At 32.3% G+C, this 21296-nt stretch carries 13 protein-coding genes and 4 pseudogenes; 8 read left to right on the top strand and 9 right to left on the bottom strand.

From position 1 onward, the window contains the following. Positions 1 to 153: 153 nt before the first annotated feature. Positions 154 to 1491 (bottom strand): erythromycin esterase family protein, encoded by a 1338-nt coding sequence (locus MNO09_RS01360; protein ID WP_070168703.1) that lies wholly within the window; start codon positions 1489 to 1491, stop codon positions 154 to 156. 360 nt (positions 1492 to 1851) lie between these two features. On the opposite strand from MNO09_RS01360, the gene MNO09_RS01355 reads away from it, so the two are divergent. Beyond that, positions 1852 to 2733, top strand: a complete 882-nt coding sequence (locus tag MNO09_RS01355) for a CPBP family intramembrane glutamic endopeptidase (RefSeq protein WP_088106861.1) — start codon at positions 1852 to 1854, stop codon at positions 2731 to 2733. Positions 2734 to 2831: 98 nt separating this feature from the next. Here MNO09_RS01355 and MNO09_RS01350 read toward each other — a convergent pair whose 3' ends face one another. Then, entirely contained in the window at positions 2832 to 3278 is a 447-nt protein-coding gene (locus MNO09_RS01350; protein WP_016135638.1) for a hypothetical protein, read from the bottom strand. Positions 3279 to 3861: 583 nt separating this feature from the next. Continuing rightward, positions 3862 to 4854 carry a helix-turn-helix domain-containing protein gene (locus MNO09_RS01345; protein ID WP_070169534.1) on the bottom strand — a complete coding sequence of 331 codons (993 nt, stop codon included), beginning with the start codon at positions 4852 to 4854 and terminating at the stop codon, positions 3862 to 3864. 401 nt (positions 4855 to 5255) lie between these two features. On the opposite strand from MNO09_RS01345, the gene MNO09_RS01340 reads away from it, so the two are divergent. The 5 genes and pseudogenes from MNO09_RS01340 (at position 5256) to MNO09_RS01320 (ending at position 11812) form a co-directional block, all read left to right on the top strand. Beyond that, a complete protein-coding gene (locus MNO09_RS01340) occupies positions 5256 to 6428 on the top strand; it encodes a tyrosine-type recombinase/integrase (protein WP_088106862.1) in 1173 nt (390 codons plus the stop codon). A gap of 703 nt (positions 6429 to 7131) precedes the next feature. Continuing rightward, a pseudogene (fic, locus tag MNO09_RS01335) lies at positions 7132 to 7739 on the top strand (protein adenylyltransferase Fic). A gap of 849 nt (positions 7740 to 8588) precedes the next feature. Beyond that, positions 8589 to 9287 carry an L-serine ammonia-lyase, iron-sulfur-dependent subunit beta gene (sdaAB, locus tag MNO09_RS01330; RefSeq protein ID WP_070168682.1) on the top strand — a complete coding sequence of 233 codons (699 nt, stop codon included), beginning with the start codon at positions 8589 to 8591 and terminating at the stop codon, positions 9285 to 9287. Positions 9288 to 9308: 21 nt separating this feature from the next. Continuing rightward, positions 9309 to 10199, top strand: coding sequence for an L-serine ammonia-lyase, iron-sulfur-dependent, subunit alpha (sdaAA, locus tag MNO09_RS01325; protein ID WP_070168683.1), 891 nt, complete (start codon positions 9309 to 9311; stop codon positions 10197 to 10199). Between the two features lie 293 nt (positions 10200 to 10492). Further along, the gene (locus tag MNO09_RS01320; protein ID WP_070168684.1) at positions 10493 to 11812 is read left to right on the top strand and encodes an aromatic amino acid transport family protein; all 1320 of its coding nucleotides are present in this window, start codon (positions 10493 to 10495) and stop codon (positions 11810 to 11812) included. Positions 11813 to 11926: 114 nt separating this feature from the next. Here MNO09_RS01320 and MNO09_RS30965 read toward each other — a convergent pair. Then, positions 11927 to 12037 (bottom strand): annotated as a pseudogene (locus tag MNO09_RS30965) (IS6 family transposase); the annotation flags it as partial. Positions 12038 to 12254: 217 nt separating this feature from the next. Next, the gene (locus MNO09_RS01315) at positions 12255 to 13568 is read right to left on the bottom strand and encodes a condensation protein (protein WP_241949891.1); all 1314 of its coding nucleotides are present in this window, start codon (positions 13566 to 13568) and stop codon (positions 12255 to 12257) included. A gap of 540 nt (positions 13569 to 14108) precedes the next feature. On the opposite strand from MNO09_RS01315, the gene MNO09_RS01310 reads away from it, so the two are divergent. After that, positions 14109 to 14510, top strand: coding sequence for a BlaI/MecI/CopY family transcriptional regulator (locus tag MNO09_RS01310; RefSeq protein ID WP_070168686.1), 402 nt, complete (start codon positions 14109 to 14111; stop codon positions 14508 to 14510). Further along, positions 14510 to 16425 (top strand): annotated as a pseudogene (locus tag MNO09_RS01305) (M56 family metallopeptidase). Before MNO09_RS01310 ends, MNO09_RS01305 begins: the two are co-directional and overlap by 1 nt. A gap of 1562 nt (positions 16426 to 17987) precedes the next feature. Here MNO09_RS01305 and MNO09_RS01295 read toward each other — a convergent pair. The 4 genes and pseudogenes from MNO09_RS01295 to MNO09_RS01280 form a co-directional block, all read right to left on the bottom strand. Continuing rightward, positions 17988 to 18395, bottom strand: coding sequence for an NUDIX hydrolase (locus tag MNO09_RS01295; RefSeq protein WP_088106863.1), 408 nt, complete (start codon positions 18393 to 18395; stop codon positions 17988 to 17990). A 393-nt stretch (positions 18396 to 18788) separates the two neighbouring features. Then, a pseudogene (locus MNO09_RS01290) lies at positions 18789 to 20221 on the bottom strand (IS4 family transposase). 128 nt (positions 20222 to 20349) lie between these two features. Continuing rightward, positions 20350 to 20550 carry a helix-turn-helix transcriptional regulator gene (locus tag MNO09_RS01285; protein WP_088106864.1) on the bottom strand — a complete coding sequence of 67 codons (201 nt, stop codon included), beginning with the start codon at positions 20548 to 20550 and terminating at the stop codon, positions 20350 to 20352. Beyond that, positions 20540 to 20902: a DUF3796 domain-containing protein gene (locus MNO09_RS01280; RefSeq protein WP_088106865.1), complete on the bottom strand. Its 363-nt coding sequence runs from the start codon at positions 20900 to 20902 to the stop codon at positions 20540 to 20542. Before MNO09_RS01280 ends, MNO09_RS01285 begins: the two co-directional genes overlap by 11 nt. Between the last annotated feature and the right edge of the window lie 394 nt (positions 20903 to 21296).

Here is a 21296-nt window from a genome sequence, read left to right as displayed (position 1 = left end):
TGTCATTCTCACTAGTGTAAAAGTGTCATATGACATTTCTAAATGATGCTAAAAAGGGGAGAGTAACCTACTTCTGGTTAAAAAAGATGCTTATATTAATCACCATAAAACAATCCCGTTCTTGCAGATGCAAGAAGGGATTGTTTTGTACTTTTATTTAATATGAGATGGACTTGTTTTTCGAATGTGAAAAATAATATCAAATTGCTCAAGCAATGATTTATCAAAGTATGCCGATTCGTTTGGGAATATTTGTCCCCCTATACTTAGTAATGGTCTTTTTGCTTTAACCCATTTCTCTGCTTGTCCTTTAAGGTGACGGTTATCCAATAAAAACATGTTATATGGTACTTTTCCGAGGGTATAGTTAAAACTATTTACATTTTGTGGAATCGCACGCGTTGTAATCTTACCTCCAGTAGAAGGATCATATTCGCTGTATAAGGTGAAATTCCCCTCCGTAGTTGTACTACCAATTGTGACATAATTAGTGTCTAAACGTTCCTTCAAAAATTGCCCCGCAACATAAGGGTATAATTTCTCATCGATAATTCCTTTAGCAATATGAATATTGTGTCCCCATACCATCGTTTTACCACCCAATGTCTGTTGTGCCCACATTGCATGATCGGCCAAGTATTGCTCATGGAGCTTTAACATACTTGGATAGTCGTTAGGAATTAGCATTGTGGTAAATCTCTCTATTGCACTTGCCGTTGCTTTTGCCCAGATGTACTCGGGTGAAACTATTTCTGTGTTGGCGTGTGTATTTTCATCTTTTAGTAATCGAGCTACTCTCTCAGCGTTTGCTTTGAACTTTTCTTTTATTTCAGGAGCAAGGTCCATATATTCCTGTGTACTTCCAGTAAAAGCCGACAATTCTTTATAATTTTCTTCTACTTCTGCCAGCAAATCTGGTCGATGCAGCCTTACATAATCAATTACTTTATTAAAGCAACCTTGGTCCAATTCCTTTAAGTCGAGCCCAATAAATTGGATCTTTTTTTTATTGGATGGATCGGCATTATAATCTTTCATCCACTCAATCATGGCTATAATTTCATCAGTAGGATATAACAAGTTTAAAAATTCCCTAGGGTTTCCTTTTCCTGTTTGGATATATTCATTTAGTTTTAAGCCGTTTCCCCAATCTTCTTCCATTGTGAAATTTGTAAAACCCATCTCAGTAACCAAATATTTCACAAGTCTAAACTTCATAGTGAAAATTTCAGAGCTTCCATGAGTATTCTCTCCTAATCCTACATATTGTGCACTCCCAATCATTTTCTTAAGTGGTTTTAAATCCTCAAATGATTTTGACGGCTCTATCGTTTTTAATGGGTGAGCCTGTGATTGTATTGATTTAATTATATTTTTTTGGATTGATTGACCTGAATTTTCGACTGCTACTGTTTGAGCGTTTCCTACTTCTCCACATCCTGTGACTAATAAAGCTGTACTAACCATTGCAATCATTCTTTTCTTATTCATTTTTTTCCACCTCAATTGAATTATTTTTAAAAGCAAGATTGATTCATGTACTTGCACGTATCAATTGCCTTAATTCAATTGTTATCTATCCCATATCATATTTTCTAGTTACATATTGTCATAAGGTGAATTGACACAGGTCATAGACTAATCATTACACTTTTGTACTATCGGCTATGACAACTTATAAATAATAATTACATTGATGAGTCGCAATTAAGACTAGATTATAAATTTGGGAGGGATTTTAAATATGAATGAATCTGCATACAAAAATATTTTTATTCTAAGTTGTGTCTGTGGAAATGACAAGAAGTAAATTCGATAAACAAGTGAATTAAAGGGGAAGGGCGGATTACAATGATATTACACGCAAAATCGTTCCACAATAAAGATAAAATCCAACGTGCTAAAATAGGACTTCAACTCTTTCTGAGTATCTTAATCATTACTTCTATTATCTTAAATGTAGCAGTAATAATTACGAAAAGTATGCCGCTTATTGTGGTATATATGTTTACCCCAGCATTTACTTCTATTTTGACTCGCATAATACTGAAAGAAGGGTTTAAAGATGTTTCTTTTAGTCTCGGTAACTTAAAGATATGGAAGGGGATTGGTTTTGCTCTGCTAATACCCATGGTTATTTGTGGAATTACTTATTCTATCGCCTGGTTGAGCGGAATCGCGAGGTTTCAGCATCCCGAAGGTGGTAGGTTAGAACCAATCTACAATATACTTGGACTTCAGTATCTACCGGAACCATTCAGTTTCATTTATCTAGTAGTATTGAGCGGCATTTTAGGAAGTTTGCTTAACTTAATCCCAGTTTTGGGAGAAGAAATGGGTTGGCGAGGTTATATGCTCACAAGGCTAGTCGATGCAGAGTTTTCACGGCCTATCCTTATTAGTGGATTGATTTGGGCAACGTGGCATGTTCCAATTGTTATTGCTGGTCTATATGTAGAGGGATCATCTGTCCTACTTTCAGTACTTGGCATCTATTTTTGTATTGTGCCATTCAGTTATATTACAGCTTATTTACGACTTATCACAGGTAGCGTTTGGCCTTCGGTTATCATCCATACCACTTGGAATGCCATCATACAAGGACCTTTCGCACGTGCAAGTACAGGACATCAGTCAGAGATTTGGATTGGAGAATCTGGCTTAATAACCGCTATTATTATCTTGATTACGGCAATAATTTTATCTCGGATAACAAGATTTACAAAACATTGATTTGCCACATAAATTATTGAAAATTAGAATTATGTTTCTATTAAATAAAAAATACATCCTTATAGGGATGTATTTTTTATTAATAATAATGTTATAAGTTATTCTACATGAACCGATATGGTTTTAGATAATACTTGCATTGAGAAAGGAACTCTAGCTTCAAAAGTTATAGTATTTGTTGAATTTGATGTGTTTGAAAAGATGTAAGAATCTTTGATACGTAATCTAAATGTTTTTTCAGATCCGAATGGACCAGAATAAGAACTAACTTCGTCTAAAGAACTTCCCGCATATCTAATACCATTAACAGTTAAAGCCTCAGAATATGAATCTGGTGTACCTACTTCACTAACTTTCACATAAAGGTAATCGCCTTTAAGAACAGGAATAGATAAGTAAGAACTTGCGCTATACATTTTGTTATTATCGCCTACAGCACTAATGCTAACACTTCGTAATGGGGAAGAATCCGCCTTTGAAATAGATGGTAAAAACGCTAGTGTAAGTGCGAAACACATAGCTAACATGCTCATAAATTTTTTCATATTTACAACTCCTAGGTAATTTAATTAACATCCTGTATTTTACAGGTTATAAATGTAAAATACAATATCGTTATATAAAGAATAATTATGTAATTATGCATATTTAATATAAGGCACATGATAATAAATCTAAAACAGACATTATAGCAACAAATAAAGTCTAAAAATAATGTGAAATACAACTGAAAGGTCCTTATATTTAGTGATGATTGTAATAAATTATTTAATAGTCATGTGAATGTTAAATGAATCTATTTGCGAATCTATCTAAAAAAAGAATGGTGTATAGACTGGTTGCAAATGCAACTACCAATATTTTTTTGTGAGAGAGTACTTACTAGGAATTGCTCTTTTTATAATATTTGAACTATCCCCACTTGAAACAGTCCGTGAGCATTTTGAGTGGGGAGTAGTTTGACTATTAAGCTTTATTATTATAACTGAAAATTATTTCGGAATCTTGACAGTTATCACTTTTGTCATACTCAATGCAAGCTATGTGACCATCAGGGTGAAACAAAACGGTATCTATATTTTAAAATTAGAATCATATAGCCATTAAGGATGTTAACGTAAATAAAGTTCAAAATTTTTCAATATAAGACTTTACTGCTTGTAATAAAAACTCTTCTTGCCCCATACCAGATTCTGAAGCCATTTTAATTACTTTCTGTTTAAAGTCATGATCTGCATGAAAGGTTAATGGCTCTACTTTACTTTTAAAATAAATACCTTCAACATGGGGGAGTATTGAGCCTGACATCATATGTGAGTGTAAATACTTAATCTCTTCTTGGAATTGTAATGGCTCTACCTGTAAAACAAATGGTTTAATTTCCAACCTGATGGTATCTTGTGTAGAAGTCAATCGCATATTTGTGACACCAAGCTCTTTATAAAATAAATTTATTAGATTATAAGTAATAGAATTAAATAATTGAGGCTTTTTAAATGTAAAAGATAAATACCCTCGCTTCGTAATCACTGTGTGTTTTTTGAAGGGTTCAAGGGAATAATTATGTTCTTTATAAGCTGATAATGAGAAAATTTCTTCATCCTCTGTAAGAACCTTTCCATCGGATCCATTAATTTCTATTACCCTAGCTTTTTTTTCTGTATGTCGATGTATCAATAATTGATACAAATAAATGTCTGTATCTTGAATCTTAGTAATGAATGTTTTACGTTCTTTTGTTGTAGTTTTTTCATAATTAAGCTGGAAATTTTTTAGTTCTTCTTCATTAATGACATATACTTGTTTACCCAGCTTTTCTACCATTGTGGCTGTTAATTTCCCAGATTTAATATATGTAAAGATTGTAGAGGGTGCTACGTTTAGAATTTCTGCTGCTTTTTTTGTACTTAATCCTTTTATTTCATCTTTATTCATTAACCGTTCAATATCTTCTAAATAGAATATTTTACTTCCGAATTGCTTCCAATTATCTTTATATACACATTCTATAAGACCTTCTTTTTCTTTCTTTAGAATGGTCTGAACGGTAACTCCCATTAAATCTGCTGCTTCTTTTGTTGTTACTGTAGGTTTTGTAATAAACAGTAAATCTTGTGTCATGAAAGTTTACCTCCTTATTTACTCTCTATAATTCATAAAGTATGTATATATCATATCAGATTCTTAATTAGATATAAAATAAGATTTAAATATAAAATAAAATATCATTATACCAATATGTTATAGCGAATTATAACTTTACTTTAATTTTATATAAAATTAAATGTTTATTTATATATAGATGTTTTATCAAATTGTATAAAATTATGCTAAATGTTTATCTATTTAGTAAAAAATTATTAGAAATTATATATATATCTAAATAGAGAAGAATATAGACTTATTACAGAAATAATATGATTTTTAATTTCTATAATTGATGTAAGTGATTTAAAAATCATAGTATACTTAATAAATATACTAAAGATTAAAATCTATACAAGAAGAGGTGATGTATAGGTATGGATAATAAAAGTCAAAACGAAAATTTACCTATTTTAAAAAGTCAAAGAGAATTTACAGATATATATTTAGACAATATAAAAGGTATATCTTCATTTATGTATAACAATCGTTATATGAATGATTTGGAACAAAAGATAGAGGATGCAGAAAAAGAAGGAAAGGGAAAATATGCATTTCTAGGTGATCTTGAAGTGATATATCATTTTGTAAATTTACAAAATGATATGGATGAAAAGAAAAATAGAAAGGATGATACAAAAAAGAGTTATGTGTCTGAGATACTATCATTTTGCGAATGTATGGTGCAGCATGCAGAAGAGTTTGAAGTGAATGGGGAAGAAGTTCAGCGAAATGCTTCCTTATTAAAAACATTACAGCCTTGGCATATTCGTAAATTTAATTACTGGTTAAAAAATATACAAAATGGTCGAGGTGGGAAAACGTATGCTGTTGCAACTTTGGCGAAGAAAACGGTATTGATTCGTTCTTTTTTAAAACATCTTCATGTATTTGGGTATATTGAAAAACCACTTCATGAAGAATTACAGCGTGCAAATGTAAATGAAAAAGATCGGCCAAATCGGGATTTATCCTATGAGGAAGTCATGAAAATATTAGGTTTTTATAAAGAAAGAGGACATTTAATAAACTATACAATAATACTTGCATTAGCTAGTACTGGTGCACGTATTCAGGAGTTGTGTACTGCAAGAGTAAAAGATTTACACTATGATGGAAAGTATTGGTTAAAGGTTAGGGGGAAAGGGGACAAAGTGCGTGAACTTTTCGTTTCAGAACATTTATACCAATGTATTTGTGAGGTGAGGAGAAGAAGGGGTTTCCAAACGGTATTGGAAAAAGGGGATGAGAGTCCGTTATTTATAAATCAAAGAGGAAGTGCGTATAACTCTAAAACATTATCAAACCAAGTAACAGATATGATAAAGAAGACAAACTTAGAGTTCTTACAATATCGTGAAAATCCAGTAACCGCACATACATTTCGACATGCTTTTGCAATTATGGCAGTAGAACAAGGAAATGCAGATTTATATCATTTAATGCAAACACTTGGTCACGAAAATATTCAAACCACAAAAATATATTTAGAGAAGCATATGAAGCGTAAAAATAACGTTGGATCTGCTTTCGCTGATATGTTGATATGAATTTTATAATGATTATTACTGTATTTAATTATGTGTTTTTTACACAATTAAATACAGTTTATTTTCATTTTATTTTAATTAATATGAGTAACTTATCAAAATTAATTAATTGAATATTTAAAAATTTATATTCCTATGTAGATTTAGACGATAGTGGGAAATTAATCACGTACTATGTCCTAATTTTAATCATCAGGATATTAAAATTAGGATACTGAGTTACTCATATTTGTATAAAAACATGTAAAAGTCATTGTAACAATTGAGGATATGAAGCCTAATCAACTGAAATTAAAGTTTGTTTTTAGAATAATATGAATATACATTAATGTTAAGAAAATGAAAAAATAATTTAATATTCAGACTCTCTAATTTATCTTCTTCAAAGAAGATAAATATTTTGAAACGATAAAATCTAAAATTATATATTTGATATAGCCATAGACTAGGGCTTTGTCTCTAGCTTGTCTTTCGCTTAAATATATTACTAAGTCTCATATATAATATGCTTTGAGACGTGAAAGTGAGGAAGAGAATGGCATACAGCAAGGCGCAAAATGAAGCCACAAAAACTATAAAAAACGTAATCCAAAATAAGCGAAATACCCAAATTATAAAACTATGGTTAGAAGCTTCATCAAGAATATAGCCACACAAGGAGATTTGGTTATGCTAAAAGAATTAATGGCAGAAAAAGAGGAGAATGACCGTGCTAGAAAATGAATTAGGTATCAAAAATCAGTTGGAATTGAATCGGGTGGAAGAACGACTATCAAAAATAAAAGCCAAAGATTTATATGATTCAGGAGAAATAAACAACATAGAAGTTGGCACATTTAAGGGTCTTTCCGATATTCATAATTATCTATTTGAGGATATTTATTTCTTTGCTGGAAAGATTCGAAAGGTTAACCTAGCGAAGGGGAACTTTCGATTTGCTCCTGTTATGTATCTAAGTCATTCACTAGAACATATAAACGCTATGCCACAAACAACCTTTGATGAAATCGTTGAGAAGTATGTTGAAATGAATATGCCCACCCTTTTAGAGAAGGAAATGGTAGGGCGACTAGAATATGGTTAGATTTAATCTTTAAGAATGAAATTCAACAGGTGATTGACTGGAATAGAATTGATAAAGAAGATTATTTACTGGCAATGGAACGCAGCCCGATTAAAGATATTGAAATTAGACATTTACTCCAAAGTGCACTAGTAGATAAAATTAATAGCCGTGAAGTATTCATGAGAGGCATTGATATTAGTTACTATTATGAGGGATATACCGAATATGATATAGAGGATTTATAAATAAACAAGGGCTGAAATGGCTCTTGTTTATTTGCGTTTTGAAGAGGATTTTTCAAATGAAAACAGTATAAAACGGATTTCACTAGGGATCCCTATTGTTATTTGGAACTTATCTTTTATTTGCACCAAAACCGGCACAATACTGTGCAGTTATAAGAAGAATAAATTAAATTTAAAGTAGTGAATACTGCTAAATTATTACTTTATGTTTAGATTCACGAAAAAAGTTCCGCTTTTCTGATAATAAATATTAATACGTAATAAATAATTAATATACGTAAATTGTTTTATATTTCATTCATGTATTCCTTTCCAACTACGTGGATCATTTAATGCAACAGCTTACATGTCCAAAATAAGATGTTCCAACAAAGGACAATATAAATATCTTTATAAGGATTTTTCAATATAATCATTGTGTTAATGAAAGGAATGCTGTGTTATTTTTACTTTTCTATTAACTAATACAGCTTCAAACAAAGGACATAATTGCTACATGCTAAGTGTAATTTATTACCCATTCAAGATTCTGTTTATTCAATCTTTCTAAAAATAAAAAAATATTGAACTCATAAATATACAAGTTATAATGAGGGCGTCGAGAGATGGTTTATTACCTCTAGATAAAATATCAATCCTAGTATTGGTACAAAATTTCTAAAGGCCTTACAAGTAATTTTCTTAAATTGGACATATTAATACGATTACTCTATAAAGGATGTGTGATCAGAAAGGAAATTTATTCAACATTAAAAGAAAGCGCTATCAATATAATCTTATCTTGAATTAATTATTCTAATAACGTAGATTCAACTGCAATTAAAAATCATAAATCATGGGGGTGCTTATATGAACATAAATGTGGCATCTATTAAAGAAAAAAAGGTTATTAAATACAAAAGTTGTTTTGATGTGATTGGTCCGGTAATGATAGGTCCTTCGAGTTCTCATACTGCAGGGGCTTTGGCTATTGGAACAGTTGCCAATAAATTATTTCAAGGTCTTCCAAAAAAAGTCGTGGTAAGGTATTATGAATCATTTGCTGAAACCCATAAAGGGCATGGAACGGATTTTGCGATTATTGCTGGGATATTAGGATTTGCAGCCGATGACAGCAAAGTCCCAGATGCTATTAAAATAGCAGAATCTAAAGGAATCGATATTACCTTTATTGAAAAAGCGGGTGATAGTCCAGCTGATCATCCAAATACGGCAGATGTATATTTAGAGGATGAAAGTCGAAGTATTAGAACGATGGGTATCTCTGTCGGCGGTGGATTAATTGAAATCAAACATGTCGAAATTGACGGATTTAGTTTAGATCTGAAGGGGCCATTGCCAGTTATTATTGCAATTTCCGAAAAAGCTGACTTTGAATTTGTTTTACGTAGGATTTTTAAACAATATGATGTGGAAATTAATAACTTTCATAGTTTAGAAGGAAATAGGAAATATTTATATGGATTCGCATTGGATTCGCTATTGCCTAGTAATGTCCAGGAGGAATTAGGAAGTTTAAGTAATATAGCTAATCTTATTATTCTTTAGTTACATGAAGGAGTGACAAATATGTATATGGCCATAAAAGAAATTGTGGAGACAGCTAATAAAAGCCAAAAGCCAATTTATGAATTAGCAATTGAACAGGAAATAGAACAAACTAAATCTACTTATGGAGAAGTTTGGAGTAAAATGGAACGAAATTTGGCGACTATGAAAAATGCTATAAATAAAAGTATTGAGGGCGATGGGGTATTTTCTCCAACTGGTTTAACTGGAGGTGATGCTGTTAAAATTAAAAACTATCGAGAAAATAGGAAAACTCTTTCTGGAGATTTGATGGTGTTAGGGATTCAAAGTGCTATCGGTGTTAATGAAGTAAATGCTGCATTAGGAGCTATTTGTGCAACTCCAACAGCAGGTGCGAGTGGGACGATTCCGGGAGTCCTATTTAGTATTAAAGATACGTTGGAGTTTAGTCATGAAGATATGATTCATTTTCTATTCACATCAGCGTTATTTGGAACGATAGTAGCAAACAACGCTTGTATTTCAGGAGCGTACGGAGGATGTCAAGCTGAAGTAGGTAGTGCCTCAGCGATGGCGTCTGCTGCTGCGGTAGAAGCTGCGGGTGGGACGCCACAGCAATCTTCTGAAGCTTTTTCGATTGCATTACAAAATTTACTCGGTTTAGTTTGTGATCCGGTCGCGGGTTTGGTAGAAATTCCTTGTGTAAAGAGAAACGCCATTGGAACGGCAAATGCTTTAGCAGCAGCGGACATCGCATTAGCCGGAGTAAACAATCTCATCAATGCTGACGAAGTTATTGAAGCCATGTATAGAGTTGGAAGACAGATGCCTCGCGAATTAAGAGAGACAGGTTTAGGTGGTATTGCAGCTACACCTACAGGGATTGCCATTAAAAATAAAATCTTTGGAGAGAAACAATCTAATCAATGAACAATTACCGGGTATATTGTGAAAAAGTTAACAATGTATTCTCTATTGTTTGCCTAAGGATATCTGTATTTTGGGGGAATTACTAATAAAATATACTACTATATAATTGAAACATTTTGAAAGTGGTAACAACCTTTTCAGATTAATGCTTCGTTAATTTTTTGATTTTGATGAACTTAGAAGAAGGATATACGATGTAGCGCACTTTATAAGCAATTCATTTTTCAAGAACGGACTATATTTCGATGCCTTAAATAGAGAAGTAAGAATAGGACACTAGGAGGAATTATTATATGAATGGGAATACTGCAAAAAACATAGAATTTCAAGTTGATAATACTGCAGTAAAAAATGAGAAATATCTAGACCCTAAAAAGTGGCATAAACAGGATACTACCTGGGCATTGAGTCTATTTGGAACAGCAATTGGAGCAGGTGTACTCTTCTTACCTATTAATGCAGGTTCAGGTGGTTTATTATCATTGCTGATAATTACCATACTTGCATATCCGGTTATGTATTACTCACATAGGGCGCTTGCTAAAATGATATACGCTTCGAATTCTGCCGACGAGGGGATTACAGGAACAATAAGAGAGTATTTCGGTAATAAAGCAAGTATCATTTTTAACATTGTATATTTCGTCTCAATTTATACGATCGTGCTGATGTATTCGGTTGCACTTACAAATACTGCAAGTAGTTTTATTGTGCATCAATTACACATGCCAGAGCCTCCAAGGGCCATTTTATCACTTGTATTAGTACTCGGTCTTATCACTATACTGAATTTTGGTCAAGATATTACTGTAAAGATAATGAGCATGTTAGTATATCCTTTCATTGCTTCTCTACTTTTTATTGCAATATCTTTAATTCCACAATGGAATACTTCAATGCTAAGTTTTTCAAGTGTTTCTACTGCTTCAACTGGAACAGGATATTTCGGAATGATTTGGATGATACTACCAATCATAGTATTCTCGTTTAATCATTCTCCTATGATTTCGTCATTTGTTATGAAACAGAGGGCTACGTATGGAATAGACGCTACTGATGCCAAGTGTGCTCAAATACAAAAAGTTTGTTATATCATGACATTCGTTGTTGTTATGTTCTTTGTGTGGAGCAGTACTTTAAGTTTGACTCCAGATGATCTTAAGGTGGCAAAAGAACAGAACTTGTCAATCCTATCATATCTTGCTAATGAGCTTAATTCACCAGTAATCACTATTGCGGCTCCGATCATTGCATTTGTGGCTATTACAAAGTCATTCCTTGGCCATTATATAGGAGCGTATGAGGTAATGCGTGACATGATTATCAAGTCCGGTAAAAAACGTGGGAAAGATATAGGAGAGAAAACAGTTAAGACAATGATTCTTACTTTTGTCGTATTAACATGCTGGTATGTTGCTTATACAAATCCAAGTATTCTTGGAATCATTGATGCTCTTAGCGGTCCGTTAGTCGCTGCTATCTTATGTCTATTACCAATGTATGCGATTCGTAAAGTACCAGTACTAGCAAAATACAGAGGGAAAATGAGTAATGTATTTGTAATTGTTATAGGAATACTGACTGTTCTAGCAAGTATTAAGTCATTATTCTAATTAACTATTGTTCGTTCGGATGCAAAAATAGTAGGATATGAAAAGAGAATAAAAGACTTTTAGCGGAACTGAATTATATATTGTTAAACCATAGAGTTTATAATTTTGGACAAACTATTCAACTTGGATAGCTTGTCCTTTTTTAATTATATGCATAACTTCTATTGCAGCATTTTTTTAAAAAGCTGTTTGTAATGATTTTAATCCAAGCATATGAGGGCACCGAACCATGTGCATCAAGCTAATATTTTGAAGTATCTCACATCTGTTTTATTAGGTTAATGGGAACGGGCCGGTACCCCATGTATGGCGAACAACTAAACTGGCTTCCTTTCATCCTATGTCCGAAGACAGTTCATCTCTCACATACTCACTTCGCATTCCTTGAGGAAGGATTCTTCTTGGCTAAATTTAACTTATTGAGCTTAGGATGATACTCCCATTACAACTTTAATAGTTGATTGACCACACTTTCTAAAAATTGCTCTACCTTTTCTTTTGCAGTATCTGGCGAATGATAACCAATTGTAAATGTAAGTCTCCCATTGTAAGAGCTTGCACCCATTGTAAAGAATGGTGCATACATAATTGGTGATGTTACATACCCGTCCTGAGCTTGAACTTCACCAAACTTAATAGGTTCATCAGCTATCGATCCGAAATTAGTAAGTAAAGGTAAAGCCATTCCCATTTGTAAAGCCAGTTCGTATTGCTGTTTATACATTTCCTTCACTTCAGATAGCTTTTTACTTGCCAGTAACTCCATTCCTGCAGCTGAAGAAAGACCTGGATTTTGAGATTTTATTGTAGCCATTGATTCTTTGACTCGAACTAGAGTTTGATTAAATGAGTCATCATTTTCCATTTTAATCACTGGCATTTCCATCCCGGATAAGTTGCAAATTGAACGAGTTGTATGATTAGGGAGATATCGGCGTAAATCAATTGTTAAACCAATCATTTTTTCTGCGGTGCGAGGTTCTGCATACACAGCGAAATGTGATAAAGAGCGGAAGTATGCAGTCATGATGGCATCATTTAAGGTAGCTTGTTGTGCTTTTGTCCATTGGGTTAAACGTAGAGTTTGCTCATGGCTTAACCGTCGCACGGCCATTTTGGGATAAGTATTTTTATTAGGTTGAGATGGAAAAGACCATAATGCTGCTTGTTGTTCTTGGCTGGGACGATACGCACTTTTGATGTCTGTTATTCCAGTATATTCGAATATGGGGGATTGATCACGAAAACCGTCATTTTCTTCATTAAATCTCTTTATAATTTCATCCTTAGACCGCCCCAGAGAAAGTTGAGTATAAATCGCTCCCAGTAAATTAATATATTCCTTGACTCCAGCACCATCTGAACAAAGGTGAGATAATTTCACAACTAACATATTTTTTGAAGTACCTTGTAATAATTTTGTCTGAACCATTGGCCCCTGAATAGGATCTCCAGATTGCTTAATAAAATCTATTGCCATCGTTTCAAGATTTTGATCATTTCCTTCTGCAAAAAAACAAATTGGTGAGTTAGTACTAGATGAATGTTCCTCCCAGTAAGGTATATCACTTTCTACAAAACGGCTGTTTAAAACGGGCTGTAATTGTAACGTTATCCTTACTGATTGTTCAAGTACCTTTTTCGATATACCTATAGGAAAATAAAGAACGGCATTAATTTGTTGATTTGCGGAATAAAGACCTAGTATATAATTCATTCGATCTTGAGGTGTTACTGAATATTTCCTTTGTTCCATAATTTTCTCCCTCTTTTCAGGCTATTTTTGGTTACAAACTTGTTTTTCATAGGGTTGTAACTTTTTTCAAGGATTCAAAGTGTTGTCTTTTCAATTTTTTTAGTATTTCACTTATGAAGGTATGTTTTCCGTAATGATTCATGTTGTTATTGGTATTAACAGTATTCATCAATTATTTTTAGTTTTTGAACAATATAATAAACTAAATACATTTTTGTTTGGTTATACATAAACATTTTATATAAAAGTTTATATAAAATCCACTGAAATAATCGGATCATTTTTATCTTTTTTCGACAGTATCTCTCATCAATTTACTAGCGCTATCCCACCATTAAACAAATTAGGTAGGGAGTCTTCTGACATAAATATTTATGAAGGATCTACTTTCATGTCTCATTAGGAAGACACGAGAGTTTATACTTCTGTTAATTTATTGCGTTCTTATATTGGTAGGTATAGGAAAGGATTCCACAAATATAAAATAAGATTGACAACAAGAGATTACACTTGTAATCCGAGGAGGTGAAATATTAACTAATGAAAGAATTACCTAAAATTTCAGAAGCTGAATTAGAAATTATGAAAGTACTGTGGTCGAACTCTCCACAAACGGCAAATGAGGTAATTGAAGCGTTGGAGGTGAAAATGAATTGGAAACCCAAAACGATTCGGACGCTAATTAACCGATTAGTCCATAAAGAAGCAGTTGCTTATCATCAAGATAAAGGGCGTATGTATGCTTATTATCCTTTGGTATTGCAAGATAGTTATTTACAAGTGGAAACGAAATCTTTACTTAAACGTTTCTATGGTGCAGCATTTAAACCTTTGCTTGTAAATTTCTTGAAAGAAGAAAAGCTGTCTTCAGAAGATATTAACGAACTTAAACGTATACTGGATGAGAAGACTGAGGAAAATCAGAGGAAGGATAGATCATAATGATAGAAATGTTTATTAATGTCTATCTACCTGCTTTTTTTGATTGGATGATTGAGACCTCTATTATGGCTAGTATATTAGTTGGCCTAATCTTATGTATCAAGATCTTGTTTAGAAATAAGTTAACTCCACGTTGGCTATATATGCTGTGGATTATATTAATTATAAGACTTGTATTACCTTGGTCGCCAGATAGTTCCTATAGTATCTATTCTGTTCTTACTTACAAGAGTGATGATACATTCATTTCTAGCCAAAACCCTATAGCTAGTTTTCTTACAAAAGAACGTATGCAAGAATTGAAAGATATAGACAATAAAAGGGTACTCACACAAGAAGATACTTATACCTCAAGTTCAACACAAACTGGTCAGGTAAACAAGACACAAACACACAGTAATAAAAAGCAGGATGATGACACGATTTCATTTTATATAGTCTTTATATGCATTTGGCTTACTGGCGTTATCCTTCTAAGTGTTGCTACTTTTGTAATGAACAGGCGTTTATTACTTTACATAAAAAAACAACCTGTTATTACAGATGAAAAGATTGTGCAGATTTTTGAAAAGTGTAAGCAATCTATGTCTGTTCAAAGAGATATCCCTTTGCTTGTATCTGGAAAGGTTTCCAGTCCGACAGTGTTCGGATTTATTAAGCCAAAGTTGTTATTGTCAACTGTACATATGAAAATATTAGATGAACATCAGTTACGCTATATTTTTCATCATGAATTAGCTCACATAAAACGAAGAGATGTTGGTGTGAATTGGCTTATGCATGGCTTATTAATTTTAAATTGGTTTAATCCCATTCTATGGTATGCCTACTCATGTATGCGGGAAGATCAAGAACTAGCATGCGATGCATTAGCCCTTACATATATAGATTCAGAGGAACAAATTGCGTATGGACATACTATTATTAGTCTTTTGGAACATTACTCAAGTTATTATCAAGTACCGAGTATGGCAAATTTCAGTAAAAACAAAAGGATGTTAAAAAGGAGAATTTTAATGATTAAAAAATTCCAAAAAAAATCGTATCGTTGGTCTGCACTAGGAGCTATAGCAGTTATTGCTGTATCATCTGTTTCCTTATTAAATGCCCGTGCTGATATGCCGACTAATCCTGAGAAAAAACAAATAGAAGTGAAAAATAATAGGAAAGAATTAAAAACACAAACCGATATTCCTATACAACAAATTGTAGAAAAAATGATTGGTACAAAAGAACAGGCAGAAGCAGAATTTATTGTTTCAGAAGGAGAGTATAATACTTTACTTACAGAACTTGGAGTGGCGCGAAATCTGTTTACGATGGAAGAATTTGAGCGATTTATTAATTTAGAAACAGAATCACAGATTTTGTATAAAAAAGTGAAATTAGCAGGAAGTCCTGAAAATTTAGATCCAGAAGAGGAAAAAAATATGAGAAAAACAGTGAAGAAATTGGACCATTTAGACAGAGAATTTATTCGCATTTTAGATTAACTAAAAAGGAAGCACAGAAATATCTTGATTTTCCAATTAAGACCCCTAGTTATGTGGTGAAAGGGTATAAATTAACTGGACAAGATGTTCAAACACCGATGACTACTGAAAAAATGAATCCCACTATTGTTTCTCAATATCAAAATGAAGATAATGTGTATATTGTGCACCAATCTGCAGTTACTGATCAGGGAGAAAATTTGTTGAACGAGGGAGGGAAGTATAATGAAAAGGTAACAAATTATGAATTAGAAGGTACAAAAATAAGCTTAATTGAAAGTCTCGATACAGAGGAAACCTATAAAGTAATGCAAATGATTGTTCCTGCAAAAGGAAAGAATAGCGCTTATCAAGTCATAATTCTTGCAGATAATTTAAGTAAAGAAGAGTTAGAGAAAATTATGCTGTCCTTTGTAAAATAAAAATAGAGTCTCAGGATTTTGTTCCTAAGGCTCTATTTTTTAACATAAACGAAACTATTAAGTGAGAAGAGAAATTGGTACAGTCTATATAATGAGAAAGTAAGATGAAAATCACTTTAGTTAGCTCGATTGATGTGGAGAAAGATTATATAAAAAATAACAATTTAAAACATAAATTGAATCAAGGTAGATATAGTGTATGGAGAACAGGAGGGAGTACGATTCAAATAGAAGTAATAGCAGAATACATCAACAATTCCCCTGTTAGCAATTAAAATTGTTGTTTATTAAATTTGATTTAGTGATTCTTATAATAGTGGTCCTCACAAACTCGTCCAACTAAAAAATTGTATACATAAAACGAAAAAAACCTCCTCTCTCTATATATCTACAAGAAGAATAACGCTTGCTATGAATTATGGGTATAAAATTATCTTAGGTTAATAGTAATGAGACGATTCTCCTCTATAAACAAAGACGAAGTTTTCAAGCAGACTCCATCTTTTCGGCGTACAATGAATTAGAACAATTATTAGTAACTGACTAAAATTTAACTTTGTAACTGAACTTTCCATTTCTTATAAAAATAAAATAATTGAAAGAGCACTATAGCAACAGAAACAAACGTAATAAGCAAAAAAGTAGTTAATTCTAATTGTACAGAAGATAATATAAATAAAGCTAAAGCAACTAAAGGAATTGAAAAAACGGAATTATAAAATCGTTTTTTATGTATTGAATTATACTTACTAGTTTCACACGTATTATTAACCACTAATGAATCACCTCAATATCTTAATTATATGTAAGTCTATTGTAAAAATGGTAAAGTAATGCATATAAATATATTATCATACAATCCCTTGTCCCGTCTAAAAATTCCGATTATTTATATATTGAAAGAATATTAAATTCTTTTTATTGATACCTAAAAATATTTAAAACAATATATTGGGTTCTGTTACAAAGATTCTCAAAAAACGTTAAACTCTAGAAAAAAGATCATGAGGAGAATACTGCGTAGGATATTATTTTGGGGATTTTTGGTTTAATAACTGAAAACTTAAGCTCTACAAACGAGAAAGTTTGGTGATTTGTCAACCATTCTCGTTTACTATCAATTAATATAAAATCTTAAGTTGATGAATTAAGGGTACAGCCAGTATTTCGGAAAAAATCTAAGCTAAGAACATGCAAGGTTTTATACAATTTTTCGGATAATCCAGTAACAAAAGAAAACCTTAAAATCGCACCAGGATAGGAATGTATAAATAAATGAATAGAGTCATAGAAAAGTAAAAAGGTGTATTCCTTGTGAAAGTAGTAATCTGCCTTTTTCTTTCTACCGATAATGAGACGTTATGTTAACCGAGTATGAATACTATATACATATTATATTTTATTTATCTTGTGTAAAAAGACTACGAAAATTTTAAAACCTAAAACAAGCATAACCCCATTCTAAATTTAAGACGGGGTTAAAAAATAGTTGTTTAATTTCCGATATAAATATACAAAGGAAGGCAATCCATTGAATGAATAATTAAGAAGTCTATTATACCCTACTTCCAATTAGTTAATTTTGTTTGGAATTGGGGACTTTCTAACATTTGTTGAATAATTTCTGTTAATTCCAACGGGAATTTAATTACTTCAAATCTATTGATAAATCGAATTTCCTTTATCTTATCTAACTCATTTATAAATGGAATACCACTAACAGAATTTGCAAAATAGAAGTATCCTTGCCATTGAGTATCCCCGAAACAAAAATTCCCTTGATATATCTCTGTAAGGTCATTAACTTGCAATCCAATCTCTTCTTTAACTTCTCGTTTAGCACATTCTAGAGGAGTCTCATTCAACTCCTGTTTTCCACCTGGAAAGTTCCATACTTCAGCTCTATCTTGAATGATTAAAATTTTATTACTCGTATCTTTAATCAATACACGAGAAAATGAATTTTGCATAAGATTATCCCCCGATTTTTCTTTAGCTAAATTTACCTAGATGCCTCACGATCTTCTTTATAATAAATTTAACATAATTTACTAGGCCATTTCTTTTTTAGTTTTGTTACACCTATTATTATAAGTTCTTTAGCTTTTTATTTGGTGCGTGGAAAAATATAATTAACTTCCGAGAACGATAATTATGTAAATAAGCTGCCCATATGGGCAGCTTATTGTAGTTTTTGCTTAGCGTGGTTTTTTTCCGAAATGCTGGCGGTACCCCATCGCCAGCAAGCTAAGGTTAGGGATTTCATGAGCTTCCGTTCTTGTTGCCTACATGCTTACTATTTTGTTTATTTGTTTTTAAAAATACGCATTCAAATAAACCTTGATAAGGTGTATTTTTAAAGGTTATGCAATTTTCTGCTTTAGATTGGATACAGTGCACTGATAAACAACGCCTAAAATATCAAAGACTGTCTTTTTCTCATATCGATGGGATTTTCGTCCGTTTTTCTGTAAGAGATCAAACAGACGAAGGAAAATTTTTGATACTTCTTGGGTGTCTTTTTGTATAGCTTCATATACTAAGTACAGATGATCTTGAATCATATAAATTGCTTTATATTCACTTAATTCTTTTTGTTTTTTCTGTAGTAACAGCTGTCGCATTTTGAGCATAGTGGAAGAACAAAGAAAAATAGCGATTAACTGTCCATAAAGATGAAATTCTAGACTCTCTCGCTTAATATTGTGACAATGATTGATACCAAAAAGAGATTTCCATGTTTTAAATACAATCTCTATTTGCCAACGTAGTGAGTAGATATAATGAACCTGTTCCATCGGAACAATTTCCCATGGTATTTTGGTAATATAAATATTGATTTCTGTTAAACGTTTACTTTTTTCAGAGTATGTAACTCCTTTTTTCTTTTCAACATAAGATTGCTGTTTCCTACGCTTTTGAATTTGAGTTGATGTAAGTCTGTATATTACAACTCGTGAGGGTAATTTTTGTTGTCCAATATAGGCATTCCGAATTTCATAAGTGTCCCCTGGTTTTATCTGATGCATGATATCTTCAAGGTTAAGTAAAACATATAAAGATTGCTTTTTTACTGTCCCATCCCGAAAGAATTCTGGAGATTTATTTTTTACATATACTCTATTATTTAATTTCAACCGTGAAACATAGAATACGCCTCGTTGGTCCATCTGGTCTAAATCTTTTAGAGAAAAGTATCCTAAATCTCGAATACATAAATCTCCTGGTCGTAAGGTATCCAAACACTCTGTTCCAAAGGTTTTATCATTATTTTTACCTGGTTCTATTTGAAAATTGAGGGATTTCCCACTATGTAAATCATACTCTAGTTGAATCTTAATACCGGCTGTTTGTGCACACCCTCCTGAACCAGGATAAATAGGAGCTAAAAGATTGGGTACTTGAAAAATAGTAGCATCTAAAATACGTATACGTTGAAAATAAGAGGTGTATTGGTTTGAGATTCGAGACGAATCGTTTAGTTTGCTTTTGATTAAAAAGAAAATACACGCTGTAGAAATAAAACAGCGTATCGGTTAAAACGTTGATTAAGTCCTTCTGTACTCATGAGTGTAGCTGTATTCGCATAAAGTTGACTACATAATCGAGTGAGGGAATCGCTTGCTACATGTTGGCTGATCCAAATACATAAAGCAGCCAAATCTTGTGAGCCATATTTACTTTTACGTTTTACAAAACCTGTCTCTTGTGCAAGTTGTTGAAGAATATGTGGAGATAGATATCGCTGTAGTTCTTCAGCGAACAAATGAAATTCATCTTGAATCGAAAGATTCATAAAAAACGCCATCCTTTCCCATAATTCTACTGAAAGAATAGCGTTTTTTTAATGCTATGGATACACAATTATCTTAACTTGATAGTGACCCCTAATAGGAATGTTTACTTACTTGCACTAAAATTAACTTATTCTTCAAACCAAAACAGCACTTCAATAGGTGCTTTTAAAACTTTCGAAATATCATAAGTAAGTTTGAATGAAGGATTATATTTACCATTTTCGAGGTTACCAATCGTTTCTCTTCTAACACCAACCTTGTTAGCTAAATCTTCTTGAGACATATTTAGCCTTACCCTATATTCTTTCATTCGAGTCTTAATTGGCATTTTGCATCCCTTTCTTTTCTCTATGTTCAAATATTTCAAGGCTAATTAGGAATGTACCGAATGGTATGAAAAACGAAATTGAAACAAGGAATCTAATTACAGCTAAATTTTCCAAAATCAAAACACTTAATGTTACTATAATGCCCAGTATGAGTGCTACGAAAAATGCTCTTGTAGCGGCGATACGAACATGCTGTATAAAGAGCTCATCGGGTACAACCTTTGCATACATAAAGAAGAAAAAGAAACCGAAAAAATAACCTACAACCGATGAATAATCACCTAAAAATGAGAACGGGCTTAAAAAGCCAAAAAAACCGAGAAACCCCAAATAAGATAATTTATTTTTCATTTAATCCCTCCTGCGTGATGTATTTCGCTCTTTATGATAAAAATATATCACATTGATTAAGAAATAAAAAGGTCCTATGGTTCAGTTCTATAAAAAGGCATGATTTTTTTATAAACAGTTAATCTTTTTTCAAAACGGTTAAATTTTGTTATAAACGATTCAACTTTCTTTCAAACCCACAATTAATTACCAAATAATTGTGGTTCACCTTGAATAGAAAGATTCATAAAAAACGTTATTCTTTCTAAATATAGCTTGAATAGAAAGAATAACGTTTTTTTACACTTGGGGATAGTCGGATTTCTTAAGTTGATGGGCATGTGGCGGTACCCCGACTATGTATAATTGCATAAAGTTTATAAAAAAATGAGAGCATAATTTGGTATTGTGTAAT

Origin of the sequence: Bacillus sp. N5-665, from assembly GCF_022637375.2 — a bacterium.
Classification (GTDB): Bacteria; Bacillota; Bacilli; order Bacillales; family Bacillaceae_G; genus Bacillus_A; species Bacillus_A wiedmannii.
Note: the sequence above shows the minus strand (reverse complement) of the source record. Positions and strands in the feature narration are given on the sequence as shown.

Coding starts and splice junctions, on each gene's coding strand:
- MNO09_RS01360 (WP_070168703.1), bottom strand. CDS start 1,491: ATGAATAAGAAAAGAATGATTGCAATGGTTAGTACAGCTTTATTAGTC.
- MNO09_RS01355 (WP_088106861.1), top strand. CDS start 1,852: ATGATATTACACGCAAAATCGTTCCACAATAAAGATAAAATCCAACGT.
- MNO09_RS01350 (WP_016135638.1), bottom strand. CDS start 3,278: ATGAAAAAATTTATGAGCATGTTAGCTATGTGTTTCGCACTTACACTA.
- MNO09_RS01345 (WP_070169534.1), bottom strand. CDS start 4,854: ATGACACAAGATTTACTGTTTATTACAAAACCTACAGTAACAACAAAA.
- MNO09_RS01340 (WP_088106862.1), top strand. CDS start 5,256: ATGGATAATAAAAGTCAAAACGAAAATTTACCTATTTTAAAAAGTCAA.
- sdaAB (WP_070168682.1), top strand. CDS start 8,589: ATGAACATAAATGTGGCATCTATTAAAGAAAAAAAGGTTATTAAATAC.
- sdaAA (WP_070168683.1), top strand. CDS start 9,309: ATGTATATGGCCATAAAAGAAATTGTGGAGACAGCTAATAAAAGCCAA.
- MNO09_RS01320 (WP_070168684.1), top strand. CDS start 10,493: ATGAATGGGAATACTGCAAAAAACATAGAATTTCAAGTTGATAATACT.
- MNO09_RS01315 (WP_241949891.1), bottom strand. CDS start 13,568: ATGGAACAAAGGAAATATTCAGTAACACCTCAAGATCGAATGAATTAT.
- MNO09_RS01310 (WP_070168686.1), top strand. CDS start 14,109: ATGAAAGAATTACCTAAAATTTCAGAAGCTGAATTAGAAATTATGAAA.
- MNO09_RS01295 (WP_088106863.1), bottom strand. CDS start 18,395: ATGCAAAATTCATTTTCTCGTGTATTGATTAAAGATACGAGTAATAAA.
- MNO09_RS01285 (WP_088106864.1), bottom strand. CDS start 20,550: ATGCCAATTAAGACTCGAATGAAAGAATATAGGGTAAGGCTAAATATG.
- MNO09_RS01280 (WP_088106865.1), bottom strand. CDS start 20,902: ATGAAAAATAAATTATCTTATTTGGGGTTTCTCGGTTTTTTTGGCTTT.